14 protein-coding genes are annotated in these 16724 nt (G+C 70.2%); 10 read left to right on the forward strand and 4 right to left on the reverse strand.

The genetic code is table 11. The annotated features are described in order from the left end of the window. Window positions 1-49: 49 nt before the first annotated feature. Window positions 50-2620, reverse strand: coding sequence for an aminopeptidase N (gene pepN, locus ABZ848_RS19030; protein WP_360833111.1), 2571 nt, complete (start codon window positions 2618-2620; stop codon window positions 50-52). 158 nt (window positions 2621-2778) lie between these two features. Between pepN and ABZ848_RS19035 the strand changes: the two genes are divergently transcribed. Then, a complete protein-coding gene (locus tag ABZ848_RS19035) occupies window positions 2779-3252 on the forward strand; it encodes a DUF1203 domain-containing protein (RefSeq protein WP_360833114.1) in 474 nt (157 codons plus the stop codon). On the opposite strand, the gene ABZ848_RS19040 is transcribed toward ABZ848_RS19035, so the two are convergent. Further along, window positions 3249-4268: an aspartate-semialdehyde dehydrogenase gene (locus ABZ848_RS19040; protein WP_360833117.1), complete on the reverse strand. Its 1020-nt coding sequence runs from the start codon at window positions 4266-4268 to the stop codon at window positions 3249-3251. The genes ABZ848_RS19035 and ABZ848_RS19040 overlap by 4 nt on opposite strands. 209 nt (window positions 4269-4477) lie before the next feature. Between ABZ848_RS19040 and ABZ848_RS19045 the strand changes: the two genes are divergently transcribed. Both ABZ848_RS19045 and ABZ848_RS19050 read left to right on the forward strand, forming a co-directional pair. Next, complete coding sequence (locus ABZ848_RS19045; RefSeq protein WP_360833119.1) at window positions 4478-5005, forward strand: sigma-70 family RNA polymerase sigma factor; 528 nt, start codon at window positions 4478-4480, stop codon at window positions 5003-5005. A gap of 1 nt (window position 5006) precedes the next feature. Beyond that, the gene (locus ABZ848_RS19050; RefSeq protein WP_360833122.1) at window positions 5007-5777 is read left to right on the forward strand and encodes a hypothetical protein; all 771 of its coding nucleotides are present in this window, start codon (window positions 5007-5009) and stop codon (window positions 5775-5777) included. A 52-nt stretch (window positions 5778-5829) separates the two neighbouring features. On the opposite strand, the gene ABZ848_RS19055 is transcribed toward ABZ848_RS19050, so the two are convergent. Together ABZ848_RS19055 and ABZ848_RS19060 are read right to left on the reverse strand one after the other, a co-directional pair. Then, entirely contained in the window at window positions 5830-9111 is a 3282-nt protein-coding gene (locus ABZ848_RS19055) for a S8 family serine peptidase (protein WP_360833124.1), read from the reverse strand. Between the two features lie 174 nt (window positions 9112-9285). Next, complete coding sequence (locus ABZ848_RS19060) at window positions 9286-9828, reverse strand: CGNR zinc finger domain-containing protein (RefSeq protein ID WP_360833126.1); 543 nt, start codon at window positions 9826-9828, stop codon at window positions 9286-9288. Window positions 9829-9946: 118 nt separating this feature from the next. On the opposite strand from ABZ848_RS19060, the gene ABZ848_RS19065 reads away from it, so the two are divergent. The 7 genes from ABZ848_RS19065 (at window position 9947) to ABZ848_RS19095 (ending at window position 16670) form a co-directional block, all read left to right on the forward strand. Beyond that, complete coding sequence (locus ABZ848_RS19065; protein ID WP_360833128.1) at window positions 9947-10390, forward strand: VOC family protein; 444 nt, start codon at window positions 9947-9949, stop codon at window positions 10388-10390. Between the two features lie 2 nt (window positions 10391-10392). Continuing rightward, the gene (locus ABZ848_RS19070; RefSeq protein ID WP_360833130.1) at window positions 10393-11280 is read left to right on the forward strand and encodes a pyridoxamine 5'-phosphate oxidase family protein; all 888 of its coding nucleotides are present in this window, start codon (window positions 10393-10395) and stop codon (window positions 11278-11280) included. A gap of 9 nt (window positions 11281-11289) precedes the next feature. Further along, complete coding sequence (locus ABZ848_RS19075) at window positions 11290-11745, forward strand: NUDIX hydrolase (protein WP_360833132.1); 456 nt, start codon at window positions 11290-11292, stop codon at window positions 11743-11745. Window positions 11746-11857: 112 nt separating this feature from the next. Further along, a complete protein-coding gene (locus tag ABZ848_RS19080; protein ID WP_360833134.1) occupies window positions 11858-12235 on the forward strand; it encodes a hypothetical protein in 378 nt (125 codons plus the stop codon). 53 nt (window positions 12236-12288) lie between these two features. Next, window positions 12289-13128: a hypothetical protein gene (locus ABZ848_RS19085; protein WP_360833136.1), complete on the forward strand. Its 840-nt coding sequence runs from the start codon at window positions 12289-12291 to the stop codon at window positions 13126-13128. A 211-nt stretch (window positions 13129-13339) separates the two neighbouring features. After that, window positions 13340-15100 (forward strand): TIGR03767 family metallophosphoesterase, encoded by a 1761-nt coding sequence (locus tag ABZ848_RS19090; RefSeq protein WP_360833138.1) that lies wholly within the window; start codon window positions 13340-13342, stop codon window positions 15098-15100. Between the two features lie 382 nt (window positions 15101-15482). After that, the gene (locus tag ABZ848_RS19095; RefSeq protein ID WP_360833530.1) at window positions 15483-16670 is read left to right on the forward strand and encodes a glycosyltransferase; all 1188 of its coding nucleotides are present in this window, start codon (window positions 15483-15485) and stop codon (window positions 16668-16670) included. Window positions 16671-16724: the final 54 nt, after the last annotated feature.

Below are 16724 nucleotides of genomic sequence, written 5' to 3' on the forward strand. Positions count from 1 at the left end.
GGCGCCCGGAGTGACTCCGGGCGCCCTTCGCCGTCGTACGGACGACTGGCTACTGCTGTGCGTCCGCCGCCTGGGCCTTCAGCGCGCGCTCCACGCCCGCGCGGGACTCCGAGACCAGGCGGCGCAGGGCCGCGCTGGGGTCGGTCTCGGACAGCCAGGCGTCCGTCTTGTCGAGGACCTCCTGGGAGACCTGGATCGACGGGTAGAGGCCGACGGCGATCTGCTGGGCCATCTCGTGCGAGCGCGAGTCCCAGATGCCCTTGACCGCCGCGAAGTACTTGTCCGTGTACGGCGCGAGCAGCTCGCGCTGGTCGGTCTGGACGAAGCCGCCGATGACCGCCTCCTGGAGGGAGTTCGGGAGCTTGTCGGACTCCACGACCGAGGCCCAGGCCTCCGCCTTCGCCTCCTCGGTCGGGCGGGCGGCACGGGCGCCGGCCGCGTGCCGCTCACCCGCGGCCGTCTTGTCCCGCTCGTACTCGGCGGCGATCTCCGCCTCGTCGAAGCGGCCCACAGCGGCGAGCCGCAGCACGAACGCCCAGCGCAGCTCGGTGTCGACGGCCAGACCCTCGACCGTCTGCGACCCGTCCAACAGGGCCTCCAGCAGGTCCAGTTGCTCCGGCGTACGAGCCGTCGCCGCGAACGCCCGCGCCCACGCCAGCTGGTGGTCGCTGCCGGCCTCGGCCGAGCGCAGGTGCGCGAGCGTCGCGTCGGTCCAGCGGGTCAGCAGGGCCTCGCGGGCGGCCGGGTCGGCGTACAGGTCGATCGCGAGCTTGACCTGGCGGTGCAGCGACTGCACGACACCGATGTCGGACTCCTTGCCGATGCCCGACAGGACGAGGGACAGGTAGTCGCGGGTGGCGAGTTCGGCGTCCCGGGTCATGTCCCAGGCCGAGGCCCAGCACAGGGCGCGGGGAAGGGACGACTCGAAGTCGCCCAGGTGCTCCGTCACGAAGGCCAGCGACTGCTCGTCCAGGCGGACCTTGGCGTACGACAGGTCGTCGTCGTTGAGGAGCACGACCGCCGGGCGCCGCTTGCCCACCAGCTGGGCCACGGCGGTGAGTTCACCGTCGACGTCCAGCTCGACGCGCTCGTCGCGCACCAACTTGCCGGTCTCGTCGTCGAGTTCGTACAGGCCGACCGCGATGCGGTGGGGGCGCAGAGTCGGCTGGCCCTTCGCGCCCGCCGGAAGCGCCGGGGCCTCCTGGCGGATGGCGAAGGAGGTGATGACGCCGTCCGCGTCCGTCTCGATCTCCGGGCGCAGGATGTTGATGCCGGCCGTCTGCAGCCACTTCTCGGACCAGTTCTTCAGGTCGCGCCCGGAGGTCTCCTCCAGCGCGCCGAGCAGGTCGGACAGGCGCGTGTTGCCGAACGCGTGGCGCTTGAAGTAGGCCTGCACGCCCGCGAAGAACTCGTCCATGCCGACGTACGCGACGAGCTGCTTGAGGACGCTCGCGCCCTTGGCGTACGTGATGCCGTCGAAGTTGACGAGGACGTCGTCGAGGTCGTTGATCTCGGCCATGATCGGGTGGGTGGAGGGCAGTTGGTCCTGCCGGTAGGCCCACGTCTTCATGGAGTTGGCGAACGTCGTCCAGGAGTGCGGCCAGCGGGACTCGGGGTGGTACGACTGGCAGGCGATCGACGTGTACGTGGCGAACGACTCGTTCAGCCACAGGTCGTTCCACCACTCCATGGTGACCAGGTCGCCGAACCACATGTGCGCCAGCTCGTGCAGGATGGTCTCGGCGCGCACCTCGTACGCCGCGTCCGTCACCTTCGAGCGGAAGACGTACTGGTCGCGGATGGTCACCGCGCCCGCGTTCTCCATCGCGCCCGCGTTGAACTCCGGCACGAACAGCTGGTCGTACTTCTTGAACGGGTACGCGTAGTCGAACTTCTCCTGGAACCACTCGAAGCCCTGCCGCGTGACCTCGAAGATCGCGTCCGAGTCGAGGTACTCGGCGAGCGAGGGCCGGCAGTAGATGCCGAGCGGCACGGACTGCCCGTCCTTCTCGTACACGCTGTGGACCGAGTGGTACGGCCCCACGATCAGCGCGGTGATGTACGAGGAGATCCTCGGCGTCGGCTCGAAGACCCAGGTGTCGTCCTTGGGTTCGGGCGTCGGCGAGTTGGAGATGACGGTCCAGCCGCTCGGCGCCTTCACGGTGAACTGGAAGGTGGCCTTGAGATCCGGCTGCTCGAAGGACGCGAACACGCGGCGGGCGTCCGGGACCTCGAACTGGGTGTAGAGATAGGCCTGTTGGTCGACCGGGTCGACGAAGCGGTGCAGTCCCTCACCGGTGTTGGTGTACGCGCAGTCCGCGACGACCCGCAGGACGTTACGGCCCTCCAGCAGGCCGGGCAGCGCGATCCGCGAGTCCTCGAAGACCTCGGCGGGGTCGAGCGGGTCGCCGTTGAGGGTCACCTCGTGGACGGTGGGCGCGACCAGGTCGATGAAGGACTCGACGCCGGTCTCCGTGACGTCGAAGCGCACCGTGGTCACGGACCGGTAGGTACCGCCCTCCTGCGCGCCGGAGAGGTCGAGATCGATCTCGTACGAGTCAACGGTGAGCAGCTTCGCCCGCTGCTGCGCCTCTTCGCGAGTCAGGTTTGTGCCAGGCACGCGGTCATCTCCTCGTTATGGGTGGGTTCGGCCATCCTTCCACGTGACCGTGGGGAGGGCGACGAGGGTTTTCCCGATGGATCACCGAACGGCGCGGCCGGAGCGCCATGTCCGATTCCCGCCGGTCCTCCGGGCCCGCACGCGCCAGCCTGGAACACATGACGACGACCTACACCGCACGGCCCATCGCCCCGTCCGCCCTCGAGGAACTGCGCACCGCCGACGACGCGGGCCGCCCGCTCGCCGCGTTCGCCGACGACGAGGGCGGCGCCCCGCTCCGCTGCTGCCTGCGCCGCAGCGAGCCCGGCGAGCGGATCGCCCTCGTCTCGTACGCGCCGCTGCGGCGGTGGGCGGCCGAGACGGGTGCCGAGCCCGGGGCGTACGACGAGCGGGGCCCCGTCTTCGTCCACGCGGACGAGTGCCCGGGCCCCGACCTCGACGGCTACCCCTTCCCCGACGCCCACCGCACCGTCCGCCGCTACTCCGCCGACGGCCGCATCCTCGGCGGCGAGCTGGTCGACGCGGCCGATGACGCGGCCTTCAAGAACGCCTTCGACGACCCGGATGTGGCTCTCGTCCACGTCCGGGCCGTCGAGTACGGCTGTTTCCTCTACGAGGTGCGCCGGCCCTAGGCCTGCTTCAGCTCGGCCGCCACCAGCTCCGCGATCTGTACGGCGTTCAGCGCCGCGCCCTTGCGGAGGTTGTCGTTGGAGACGAACAGCGCGAGGCCGTTCTCGACCGTCTCGTCGCGGCGGATGCGGCCGACGTAGGACGGGTCCCGGCCGGCGGCCTGCAGCGGGGTCGGGATGTCGGACAGCTCGACGCCGGGGGCCTCCGCGAGCAGCTCGGTCGCGCGCTCCGGGGAGATCGGGCGGACGAAACGGGCGTTGATCTGGAGGGAGTGCCCGGAGAAGACCGGGACGCGCACGCAGGTGCCGGAGACCTTGAGCTCGGGGATCTCCAGGATCTTGCGGGACTCGTTGCGCAGCTTCTGCTCCTCGTCGGTCTCGTTCAGACCGTCGTCGACGAGGTTGCCCGCGAAGGGCAGCACGTTGAAGGCGATGGGGCGCTTGTAGACGCCGGGCTCGGGGAAGTCGACCGCGCCGCCGTCGTGCGTCAGCTTGTCCGCGTCGGCGACGACCTTCTGCACCTGGCCGTGCAGCTCGGCCACGCCCGCGAGGCCGGAGCCGGACACCGCCTGGTAGGTGGTGGCGACCAGCGCTTCGAGGCCGGCCTCGGCGTGCAGGACCTTCAGGACCGGCATCGCGGCCATGGTCGTGCAGTTCGGGTTGGCGATGATGCCCTTGGGGCGGTCGGCGATCGCGTGCGGGTTCACCTCGGAGACGACCAGCGGGACCTCGGGGTCCTTGCGCCAGGCGGAGGAGTTGTCGATCACGACGGCACCCTGCGCGGCGACCTTCTCGGCCAGCGCCTTCGAGGTCGCGCCGCCCGCGGAGAAGAGCACGATGTCCAGATCGGAGTAGTCGGCCGTCGCCGCGTCCTCGACGGTCACGCCGTCCAGGACCGTCCCCGCCGAACGGGCCGAGGCGAACAGACGCAGCTCGGTGACCGGGAAGTTCCGCTCGGCCAGGATCCTGCGCATGACCGTGCCGACCTGACCGGTGGCTCCGACGATTCCGACCTTCACGGCGACTCCCTCTGGGTGTTCCCTGTATGTCTGCGGCTTTTCCATCATGCGGCCGACCCGGGTCCGCCTGTCCAATTCTTTGCGCTCCATGCCCGAGGAATGGGACGCCGGAGGGTGTGACGTACGCCTCGGTGAAACTCCCGGTGTGATCGCCGAACGTTTCCGTGCGCCGGAGCGTCGTAGAGGAAACGCGGTGAGGGGGGTGGCTTGTGCTGCGCAGAAAGGCCCGCCGGGCCCAGGAGGACGATCACGGGGATCCTCTGGACGCGGCTCAGGAACGCCGGGTGCGGGCGGTGCTCGCACTGGGCGGGGTGCCGCAGACGGACCTGCCGGACGGGGTGCAGCAGGTCCGGCTGCGGCTCCTGGAGCGGGCGGCCAAGGGGTACGAGGCGCCGCGCGACGTCTCCGCCTGGGCGGCCGTCGTCGCCTCCAACCTGGCCATGGACTGGCACCGCGCCAAGCGCCGCCAGGAGCGGATCGGCGAGCGCCTGGCGGCGCTGAGGCAGCTGGAGCACCCGTCGGGCGAGGACAGCAGCGTGCTCTCGCTGGCGGTCGCCCAGGGCCTGGACGAGCTGCCCGACGCCCAGCGCCAGGTCCTCGTCCTGCGCTTCTACGCCGATCTGCCGGTCCGCTCGATCGCCGAGGAGCTGGGCGTCCCCGAGGGCACGGTCAAGAGCAGGCTGCACACCGCGGTACGGGCCCTGCGCGCCCGCCTGCACGAGGACGAGGTGGTGTGAGATGACCGCCGGACACGAGACCCACGGGGAGTACGACGGCCCCGACGCGCTGATGGCCGCGATCACGGGGGAGCCGCTGCCGGACGGCGCCGACGCGGCGTTCCGCGCCGAACACCGCGCCGCCGAGGCCGACGTGGCGCTGCTGCGGGAGCAGCTCGGGCTCATCGGTGACGCGCTGGCCGAGGAGCGGGCGCTGGAGGCGACGGCTCCGGTACGGCGGCCACGCGGCCGGCATCCGCGGCGGACGGCCCCCCGGGCGCCCCGCAACCGGCGCGCCGTGCGCCGCTTCGCCTTCGCGGGCCTGGCCGTCGCCGCCGTCGGGGGAGTGTTCTCCGGGATGATCTGGCTGGTCGGCCAGGCCGGAGGGGGCGCCAACGACTCCAGCGCGAGCAGCGCGGAAGCGGGTGGCAAGGCGGCGGACTCCGCGCAGGGCTCGCCCTTCTCCAGCCCCGGCTACCTCGCCTGCACCCGCCTGGTCGCGGAGGGGGACGTCACGGCCGTGGAGCAGATGGCGGGAGACGCCGGCCAGGAACGGATCACCCTGCACGTGACCCGCTCGTACAAGCCGGAGAAGACGAAGCCGGACCTGACCCTGATGATCGACGAGGAGGCCCTGGCCGCCCCCCTGCGCAAGGGCGACCACATCCTGGTCGCCGTACCGCGCCACGCGTCCACCCCGGACTACGTCCTCACCGGAGAGAAGCCCATCGCCCGTGAACGGGCCGCGCTGACACGGGCGTTGCCCGAGGCGGCCTCCGTGCCCTGCGAATGAGAAAGGGCGGGCGCCCTGTGGACGCCCGCCCTCATCGCCGTACCACCATCCGCTACGGCGTGACCTTCTCGATCTTCACGCTGCCCAGGCCCGCGACCGTGCCGTTCGCGTTGACCAGCTGGACCTGGCCGAAGAACTCACGGCCCTCCGGAGCGGCCGCCGCGGCGGTGACGTTCGCGGAGACGGTCGCCGAGGCGCCCGTGCCGAGCTTCACCGGGGTCGACTCGTCGACCGTGACGGTGCCCAGGGCGGCGGAGAAGAACACGTCCTGGTAGTCGTACGCGGTGGAGCCGGCCGGGACCGCGTAGCCCGCGACCTCGATGGTGTACGTACCGGCGGCGGGCGAGGCGATGGAGACCGCCTCCTCCGAGTCGCCGTCGGCGGAGGAGCCGACGACCGTGCCGGCGGCGTTCTTCACCGTCAGGTCGAGGTCGGCGGAGGTGTCCGAGACGTTGCCGATGGCGACGTCCAGGGACTTGGCGCCCGCGGGCACCTCGACGGTGGTGACCTGGGTCTCGCCCTCCTTGATGGTCGGGCGGGCCGACTTGGCGGAGCCCAGCGGGCCGCCGGCCAGCTTGCCGTCGATCGCGGCGAGCGTGTTCGTCACCTTCCAGGAGACGGCGGCCGGGGTGCCGACCTTGGCCTCCGGGACGGTCACGGTCTCCGGGTCGAAGGCCGCGCCGTAGACGGCGAGGTTCAGCTTGTACGGGTTGTCGAGCAGCGGCGAGGTGCGGCGCGACTCGACCTCGATCTCCCAGACGCCGGCCTGCGGGTCCGCGTACGAACGCACGTCGGGGCGGCAGCCGTTGCCGTCCAGGTAGTTCGGGTAGCAGTACGGGGTACCGGAGTTGTCGACCGGGACGCCGTACGGGTGGATCGCGATGAACCGGGTCTGGCTCTTGTCCTTGAGCCCGCTGATCGCGACCTCCAGGGACTTGGCGCCCTCCGGCACGGTCACGAAGTACGACTGCGTGCTGTTGCGCTGCACGGAGTCGGACGCGGACCAGGTGTACTTCACCGGCGCCGAGACCACGACGGTGGTGAGGATCTGCTTGTCGACGCCCTCGGTGCTCGGGTCGTCGACATCGAGGATCGCGCTCTTGATGCCCGCAGACCTGGGGTTCGCCTGCACCTTGACGGTGACCGGCTGGTTCAGCGGCAGCTTCACCCAGCCCTTGCCGACGATCCGGAAGGTGTCACCGGCGTTGTTCTCGAAGCCCAGCTCGTGCCAGACGGCCTTGTCCGAACCGGAGGTCCGGGTGATGGTGACGTCGTACGTCTTCTTGTCACCGGACTTGAGGCCGCCCTCGCGGTCGTACAGGCCCGTGCCGAAGCCCGGCGTCTTCAGCGCGTAGTCGATCGCGGTGTCGACCGGCGCCTTCACGGTGTAGTCGTGGGCGGTCGCGCCGTCACGGATCGAGTCCCAGGCGTCGACGATGTCGATGAGGCCCGCGCCCTCCTCGTACGCCTGAACACCCTTGATGTGCTTGGCGGTCGAGGTGAGAGCCGTGCGCAGGGTGGCGGGCGTCAGCTCGATGTGCTTCTGCTTGGCGGCGGAGAGCAGCAGCGCGCTCGCGCCCGCGGCCTGCGGGGACGCCATCGAGGTGCCCTGGAGCATCGAGTAGCCGGCCGGCAGCGTGTAGCCCGCCTCGGCGACCGGGGAGCCCGGCAGCCAGGTCTGGGTGGTGTTGATCGCGGCGCCCGGCGCGGACAGGGTCGGCGTGAAGCCGCCGTCCTCACGCGGACCGCGCGAGGAGAAGGGCATCATCGCGTACTTCTTCTCCACGACCGAGCCGTAGTTGGACGCCCAGGTCTGCTTGGAGATGGTGGCGCCGACCGAGATCACCTTGTCGGCCAGACCGGGGTCGCCGATGGTGTTCGCACCCGGGCCGGAGTTGCCCGCCGAGATCACCAGCTGCACGCCGTAGGTGTCGATGAGCCGCGTGTAGAGCTCGGCGCGCGCGTTGTTGCCGTCGTTCAGCGCCGGCAGACCGCCGATCGACATGTTGACGATGTCGACACCGCGGTTGACGACCAGGTCGATCATGCCCTCGGTGAGCGCGACGTTGGTGCAGCCGCCGGTCCAGGTGCAGGCACGGGACGAGACGATCTTCGCGCCCGGGGCCGCGCCGTTCATCCTGCCGCCGAACAGGCCGTTGGCGGAGGTGATGCCTGCGACGTGCGTGCCGTGCTCGGACTCGATGACGCCGATGTTGACGAAGTCCCGCTTCTGGCCGACCCAGTCGCCGCCGTACGGGTCCATCGGCACGTCCTTGCGGATCTGCACGACGAACGGCTGGCGCTCCACGACGTCGGTGGACGGGTCGTCGGTGCCGAAGTAGCCGACCTGGTAACCGTCCTTGTACGGCTTCATCGGCGTGTCGTCGGAGAAGTCGTAGTTGTTGTTGAGGTCGACGGTGACGGTCCCGGCGGCGGCGTCGTAGAGGACACCCCACTTGTCGGTCGTGTCGCCGTCCCGGTTGGCGTCACCCTTCGCGTCGCCGCCCGTGGTGGCGGACTCGCTGAAGGTGCTGACCTGGTACGACCCGGCGGGCGCCGTCCAGGTCCTTCCGCCGTAGGTGAAGGTCGGACCGGAGACGCTCGTGACCATCGGCCGCCAGGTGGCGTCGCCGTCGAGGATCGGGTCGGTCGACGTCACCCAGTCGACGATCTTCCGCTCACCGGTGGTGGTCTTCTGCAGGGCCGGGTGCCCGAGGTCCACGCCGGAGTCGAGGATGCCGATGGTGACACCGCGGCCGTCCGCCTTCGGGTGGTCCTCGACGAAGTCCACGGCGCCCGTCTCGAAGGACGGGTTGTACGGGTTCGCGGCGGGCGTCTTCTTGCCGGGAGCCGGGTAAGTCGCGGTCGTCGAGCCCGACTTGGCGGTGCTCGCGGCGCTCGGGTCGTCGAGGGGTATCTCTTCCCGCAGGTCGATGCCGTGCACGGAGGAGAGCTTCGCGGCGGCTGCGATGGCCGAGTCCGCCTTCGCGGTCGGGACGGTGGCACGGACGTAACCGAGCTTGTCGTACGTACGGCCGACCGAGCCGCCCTTGACCGCGTCCAGCTTCTCGGCGACCTGCTCGGTCTGGCCGGGGGCGGTGGCGATCATCATCGTGACGTTCTTGTCGCCGGCGGCCTTGGCCTCGGCGAGCAGGTCGGCGTCGTCCGAACCGAGCTTGTCCTGCGCGGACTTGACGCCGCCGTCGGTGGGGGCGGCGGTGGACGGGCCGTCGGCGGAGAAGGCCATGGGTATCGGCCCGGCCGCGGAGAGCGCGGCGACGAGACCGGCGGCCACGGCTATTCGGGCCACGCGTCTCTGGGGGGTGAGGGTCATCGGCATCCCTTGTAGGTAAAGGAACGTGCGTGAACGACCGCACAGCTTTACGTAAGGGACAGTTGTTTGGGAAGTGTTGACCGAAACGATATGGATGTATGGGGAAAACCCCCGGTGCTCTTTGGTGTTATCGGGCGGGAAATCCGGCAAATCACCCGTCAGTTGCGGGCTGGTTCACGCATCCTTCGAGCGCGCGTAATGCCGGGACGCCTTGGCCCGGTTCCCGCAGGCGGCCATGGAGCACCAGCGGCGCGTGCCGTTCCGTGACGTGTCGAAGAAGTGCAGGATGCAGGAGTCGTGGGCGCAGCCGCGGATGCGGTCCGGGGCCGTGGTGAGCAGCTCCAGATAGCTGCGGGCGGCGAGCCAGGCGGGCCCCCAGGCGGGGTCGCCGAACTCGGGCAGCTCGCCGGGCCCGTCGACGGTGAGCGTGGCCCGGATCCGGCCATGCCCGAGCACGGCGTCGACGGCGCGGGCGCCCTCCACCCGAGGCCCGTCCACGGCCTTCTTCAACGCGTCCCGCGCCTGGAGGGCGTGCCGCAGCATCCGCTCGTCCGGGGTGTGGTCGCCCCCCAGTCCATTGGCGTCGAGCCACACGGCCAGCCCGTCGACGTCACGGAGCAGATCCTGTACGACCCCCTCCTGCATCCACCGCGTGTTGAGCAGGTCGAGCGCGAGCGGCTCACCGGTGAGGGGGCGCGGGTCGGGGGCGGCGGGCATGGGGATCTCCTTCCGGCTAACCGCTCAAGGGTACGTGACCGGTTGACGCACTCGAATGCTAACCGTTAATATTCACTTTAAGGGTTACATGCACCGTCGATCCGACAGAGGGATCCCCATGACCTTGCGCACCGGCCACACAGGCCTGAACGTCACCGACCTCGACCGCTCGCTCGCCTTCTACCGGGACGTCCTGGGCTTCGTGCTCGTGGGGGAGGGCAAGGAGGAGGGCCGGCGGTACGCGTTCCTGGGCGACGGTGAGCGACTGGTCCTCACGCTCTGGCAGCAGGCGACGAGTGGATACGACGGCGGCCGGGCCGGCCTGCACCACCTGGCCCTGGAGGCGGACTCGATGGACCGGGTCCGGCGGTACGAGGAGGCGCTGCGGGCGTACGGCGTCGACTTCGCGTACGAGGGGGTGGTGGCCCACCGGGAGGGCGCGGCGTCGGGCGGCATCTTCTTCCACGACCCCGACGGGACGCGGCTGGAGATCTCGGTGCCGAGCGGTGCGGAGGGCGCGCCGGTGCCGAACGAGTCGGCCCCGACCTGCGGTTTCTTCTAGCCATGTCCGTGTATCACGAGGGTTCCCGTGCGCTGCAGGACCGGGTGGGCGTCCGCGAGGCGGCCGACCATGTGGGCAGGGCGATGGGAGACGGGATCAAGCCGATCGCGGCGGCGTTCCTGGAACTCCAGCCGCTGCTGGTACTGGGCGCGGCGGATCCGGAGACGGGACGCGTGTGGGCGTCGCCGATGACGGGACCGCCGGGCTTCGCGCGGGCGACGACATCGCACCAGATGTCGGTGACAGGCGGAGTCCGGCCGGGCGACCCCTTGGCGCCGGCGCTGACGGCGGACGGCACGCAGATCGGCACGATCGCACTGGACCCACGCACCCGCCGCCGCATGCGCCTGAACGGCCGACTCCGCCCGACGGAAAGGGGATTGGCGATATCGGCGGACAGGGTCTTCTCGAACTGCCCGAAGTACATCCAGAGGAGACAGTCGTACGAGATGGTGCCGGGCAGGGGAGTGGAAGCCGGCCGCCGCAGCACTGAACTGGCCCAAGGCCAAAGGGAGTTCATGGCATCGTCCGACACGTTCTTCATCGCGACGGTGCACGAGGGTGGCGCGGAGGTGAGCCACAGGGGCGGCAACCCGGGCTTCGTACGGGTCGATTCATCCCGGACCCTGAGCTGGCGGGACTACCCGGGCAACTCCATGTTCCTCACCCTCGGCAACATCCGCTCCGACTCCCGGGCGGGTCTGCTGTTCCTGGACTGGACGACGGGTACGACGCTCCAGCTGACCGGCGAGGCAAGGACGCTGTTCGGCGCGGACGGCTCACGAAGGGTGCACTTCACTCTCACGGAGGCGCTGGAGACACCCTCGGCGCTCCCGCTGCGCTGGTCGGCTCCGGAATACTCGCCTGCCAATCCGGTCCCGGCGGACTAACGTCCGCGTGTGCGAAGGAAATTGAGGGTGGCGGCCTACGCCGTATGCGTTCGTGACGACCAACTCCTGCTGGCCCGCGGGTTCGACGACGAGGGCAGACCGGAGTGGACCCTGCCGGGGGGCGGGATGGAGCACGGGGAGGACCCGTACGACACGGTCCTTCGCGAGCTGAAGGAGGAGACGGGCTATGACGTGGAGATCACCGGCCTCCTCGGCGTGAACTCGATCCGCTTCACCACCCGCCACCGCTTCGGCCGCGAGGTCGACCGCCATGGCGTACGGCTCGTCTACGAGGGCCGGGTGACGGGCGGCGAACTCCGCCACGAGGTGGGCGGCTCGACGGACATGGCGGCGTGGCATCCGCTGGGGGAGGTGGAGAGCCTGAACCGGGTGGGGCTGGTGGACGTGGCGCTGGCGTTGTGGCGGGAGCGGCCGGTGACCGGGCGGGTGGCCGTCGAAGAATGACAAAGGGGTTCATGGGTTCCATGCCGTCTCCCTCCCGGATCAATCGCCCATCTGGGATGCTGAGTCGATCTGAACGACGCCATCGCCGAGGGGGACGGCCATGGAGTGGACGATGTCCATCGCATACGGTGCGCTGGGCGGCCTGGTCGTGGAGTTCCTGGTCTTCTACGGGCGTATCGCGGCCTGGCAGACGGCACGGCACCGTGCTCTGGAGGGCCGGAAGCCGCCGGACGAGTTACCGCGGCTCGACAAATTCGTCGATCCCCTGTCCGACCTGCTGGCGGCCCTGACGCGTCTGTCGCTCGGCGCGGGGGCCGGCTGCATCTTCCACCCTCAGCTGAGCGGAGCACTGGCCACGGTCGCGGTGGGTGCGTCGGCTCCGACACTGCTGAAGCAGTTGGGCAACGCCCGTACTCTGCAAGCTCTGGCAGGCGGGGGATCCCAAGGCGCCGAGCAGGCGGACGTCACAGCCGAGGCGACCGAGTCGTGAGCGGGCTCGGACGGCGGTACTGGGCCTCCCTGACGGACGCCGACACCGAGTCCTTGGACCGGCTGGTCGAGCAGGGGCGACGTCGGGACGGAACACTGTGGCGGAGGTACCTGGCTTCCCTGCTCGATGTGCCGCTGACCGCTCCCGTGCCGGGGCGCCGTGAGGCTGTCGAGGAGGAGCAGCGGGTTGCGGAGGTTCCCTCGGTGTCGACGGTCTTCTATGACCTAGACACGACGGTCGATGTCACGGCAGCCCCACCAGGACCCGGGCGTTGGCAGCGGAGTGCGGTCTTCGCCCTCGCGGCCGTGCTCGTGATGGCCACGGCGCTGGGTGTCTCCCTCGGCACCTCGGGCTGGCTGGCCGATCCGGTTCCGGGCAGCCCGGCAGTGGCCGGCTACCACAGGGCGAAGGACACAGCCCGATACACAATCGTCGTCCCCGACGGCTGGGCCCGCTCGGAGAAGCAGGCACAAGCAAGCGCGGTGGTCTACTTCGACGCCCCGGGCGACGGTCGCCAACTGCAAATCTTCGAAGTCGCCGAGAGTACTCCGGCCGAGTCCCTGGACGTCGCCGAGAACGACCCCGGCTTCGGTTTCGCAATGCAGCCCGGCTACCGCGTCCTGGAACGCAACTCGGGCAGCACCTGGGTCGAACTCGTCTATCGCTACGACGATGAGGACAAGGGCCCCCGCGAAGTGATCGACCACCGTTTCGAGGCAGTCGACGGCACCCTTCACGCGATCCGGGTCAGCGGCCCGGCGTCGTTGCCCTCCATGATGTTGCGCGAACCGCTCGACGTGGCGGTGAAGTCCTTCTGCCCGGTGGACGCGGAGTGCCCGTCCCGTGATCTTGCCGAATCCGGCGCGGAACCCCTCCCCTACCCCCGAAAATGAACACTCCGTAACCGCCCCCCGTCCGGCCGAAGCACGCTCATGGGCGCACAGGGGCCTCCTAGATCCACGTACGGTGATCGGCGCTGCGCGTTGCCGTCTCGTTCACGCGCAGGTCATTCCCGGTGCCAAGCATCCAGTACGAGCGGGAAGTTCGCGACAGCGACGACCCGTGACCCACTGCCGACGCGTTCGCACTCGGGGAGATCGCGCCATGTCGCGCATACGCTCTGTCGTCGCCGCCACCCCGGCGATCAACCGCCGTACCGTCCTCGCCGCCACCGGCGCCGCAGCCGTCTCCGCAGGCATCGGCTACGCGCTGCGGCCCACCGACAGCCAGGCCGCAACCACCGCCGGCGAGGCCCACGAGGCCACCGTGGCGCACTCCCGCCAGGTCGAGTCGGCCCCGCTCGCGCCGTACACCAAGGGCACCACCCTCGCCACGGTCGCCGCCCCGCGCACCAGCGCGCCGTACCGCCGGCTCGGCGACGGCCCCGGCTGGTCCCGCGTCGTGCGCAGCGAGCTCGCCGCCCCCAAGACGGGCCGCGCCGGCCGCCGTACCGCACTCGCGGCCTTCGTGCAGCTCACCGACATGCACCTGATCGACGCCCAGCACCCGATGCGCCTGGAGTACCTGCGCGCCACCAACCCGCACTCCTGGCGCCCGCACGAGGCGCTCACCGTGCAGGGCGCCGTGTCGCTGGTCGAGCGGATCAACGCCCTGCGCGGCGCCCCCGTCACCGGCTCCCCGCTCCACTTCGCCATGACCACCGGCGACAACACGGACAACAACGCCAAGTCCGAGCTGGAGTGGTTCCTGAAGATCATGAGCGGGGGAAGGATCCAGCCCAACTCCGGTGATCCTCGGCACTACGAAGGTGTCCAGAACAGCGGGCTCAAGCTCTACTGGCAGGCCGACTCCGCCGTCCGCGACGGCGACAAGCAGCTCGGCTTCCCGCACCTGCACGGCTTCCTCGCCGCCGCCATCCGCGAGGTCCGCAGCCCCGGCCTCAACCTGCCCTGGTACTCCACCGTCGGCAACCACGACGCCATGCCCCTCGGCTGCTACGGCCACGGCGACTCCTGGCTCGCCGAGTACGCCGTCGGCGGCAGGAAGCTGATGTCCGTCTCCGCGGCCGAGTCGAAGAAGCTCCAGGCCCACATCAGCGCCGGCGACGACCCCAAGGGCCTCGCCTTCCGGGACTTCCTCAAGGCGCACAGCCGGGACATGCGCTCGGTCACGCCGGACGACAAGCGCGCCCCGTACACCCCGGCCGACTACCTCAAGGCCCACCTCGACCCGGCCTACCGCGGTGTCGGCCCCGTCGGCCACGGTTACTCCAGCGCCAACCTCGACGCGGGCACCCAGTACTACACCTTCCGCATCGCCGACGACGTCATCGGCATCAGCCTCGACACCACCGACCCGGGCGGCCACTACGAGGGCTCCATCGGCACCGCCCAGCTGAAGTGGCTCGACAAGCAGCTGCGGGACAACAAGGACTCGTACGCCATCGTCTTCAGCCACCACACCAGCAAGACGATGGACAACACCAACCACGTGGACCCGGCCCGCCCGAACGAGCGGCGGCACGGCGGCGAGGAGGTCGTCGCCCTCCTCGGCAGCCACGCCAACGTCCTCGCGTGGGTGAACGGCCACATCCACCGCAACGACATCACCCCGCACTCGGCCCCCGACGGCCGCTCCTTCTGGGAGATCTCCACCGCCTCGCACGTCGACTACCCGCAGCTCGCGCGCGTCATCGAGATCACCGACAACAAGGACGGCACGCTGTCCCTGTTCACCACCCTGGTCGAGTCCGCGGCCCCGCACCGCACCGACTTCTCCGACCTCACCCAGACGGGCCTCGCCGCCCTCTACCGGGAGCTCTCCTACAACGCGCCCGGCGCCAGCAAGGTCCTCGGCGGCGACGCCAATGACCGCAACACGGAACTGGTCCTCAAAAAGGGCTGATCAAAAGGGTGATCAGAAAAGCCTGATTCCCGCTCAACGGGCCCACAGTGTCTCAACCCCGGCACTGTGGGCCCGGTCTGTCCCCTCCCGGACCGGCAGCGACGGCCACGACGGCGGCCGGATCGCCGTCCGCCAACTCCTCTCCCCTCGCGTTCAACTTCAACGGGGACTGGACGGGGGATGACGCGGCGGTGATGGAGGCGGAATTCTGCGGTAAATGACCACCGGGTAGCGCCTGTAATCGAGGAGACTCCGACACGAAGCGCCGAGTTAATCCGTACGCAATATTCATGCCGCCTCATATCGGCTAACCCGCACTTCACGGGGATGGCTCGATTTGTGCAAGGCGGGTGGTCGTGTGCGTGCGAGGCGCGGACTGCACGTGCTCTCGGTCTACGAGGGCTTCTTCTCCGGCGGGGCCCGGATCGTCCATAGCGATGTCGTACTGGGACTTCAGGAGGGTGGCCAGCATCATCGCGTGCTGAGCATCCACAGCGAGGTGCACCGGGAGGCCACCCGGCAGCGCATGGAGAGCGACGCCTGCTACCGGTCGCTGACCGCGGCCGGGGTGGGTGTCGCTTCCCTGGGGAGGGTCTTCCCCGCAAGCGGTGATCCGGCCGTCTTCACCGGCCCGGAGCTGGCCGATACCGCGCGGGCCACGGCCGACGCGGACGTCATCCTCTCCCTCAAGGAACAGCCCCTCCGGCTGCTCAACCAGTCGGGTCTGCCGCGCCGCCCGGTCGTGGTCTGCCTGCACCGCTCCGACCCGGAGAACCAGGGCAGCGCCCTCGACGAGCTCAAGGCGGCCATCGCCGACGGCACGGTCGTCGCGTGCGTGTGCTGCGCCGAGTCCACCCGGGCCGCGTACCAGGCCGCCGGCATCCCGGCCGAGCTGCTGCACGTCATCCCGAACGGCGTCGACCTGGAGCGGTTCCACCCCGACCCGGCCCGCCGGCTGGCCCTGCGCACCTCCCTCGGCATCCCCGCCGACGCCCCGGTGGTCGTCTTCGCCGCCCGCTACGACGCGATGAAGAACGTCCCGCTGTTCCTGCGCTCCGCCCGGGCCTGGCTGGAGCGGGAGCCGGAGGGCCACGTCCTGATGTGCGGCGCCGGCATGACGGCCGCGAACCCGGGCCTGGACGCCGACATCGAGGCCGCGTTCGGTCCCGACCACGGCCACCTCACGTCCCGTCTCCACCGCCTCGGCGTCCGCCACGACATGGAGCACGTCTACGCCGCCGCCGACGTGGTCGCCCTCACCTCCTCCTGGGGCGAGGCGGCCCCGCTCTGCCTGGTCGAGGGCATGATGTGCGGCGCGGTACCGGTGGCCACGGACGTCGGCGACAGCGCGGCGATCGTCGCGGGCCACGGCTTCCTCACCCCGCCCGACCCGGAGCCCATCGCGACGGCCTGGTCGGAGGCGGTCGCCTCCCGCACGGACTTCGCCCCCGCCCTGGAAGCAAGCCGCGAACGCTTCAGCCGTACGAGAATGATCGCGGCCTACGCCGCCCTGATCGACGGCATCCACCTCCGCACGACCATGCCCCCGGCGCTGCCCGAGCCGCTGTAGCCCCCGGGCACGCGAGGAGGGACCGCCGGTCCCCCTCCGACCGGCGGTCCCTCC

It is taken from the genome of Streptomyces sp. NPDC047081, assembly GCF_040643775.1.
Taxonomy (GTDB): Bacteria; Actinomycetota; Actinomycetes; order Streptomycetales; family Streptomycetaceae; genus Streptomyces.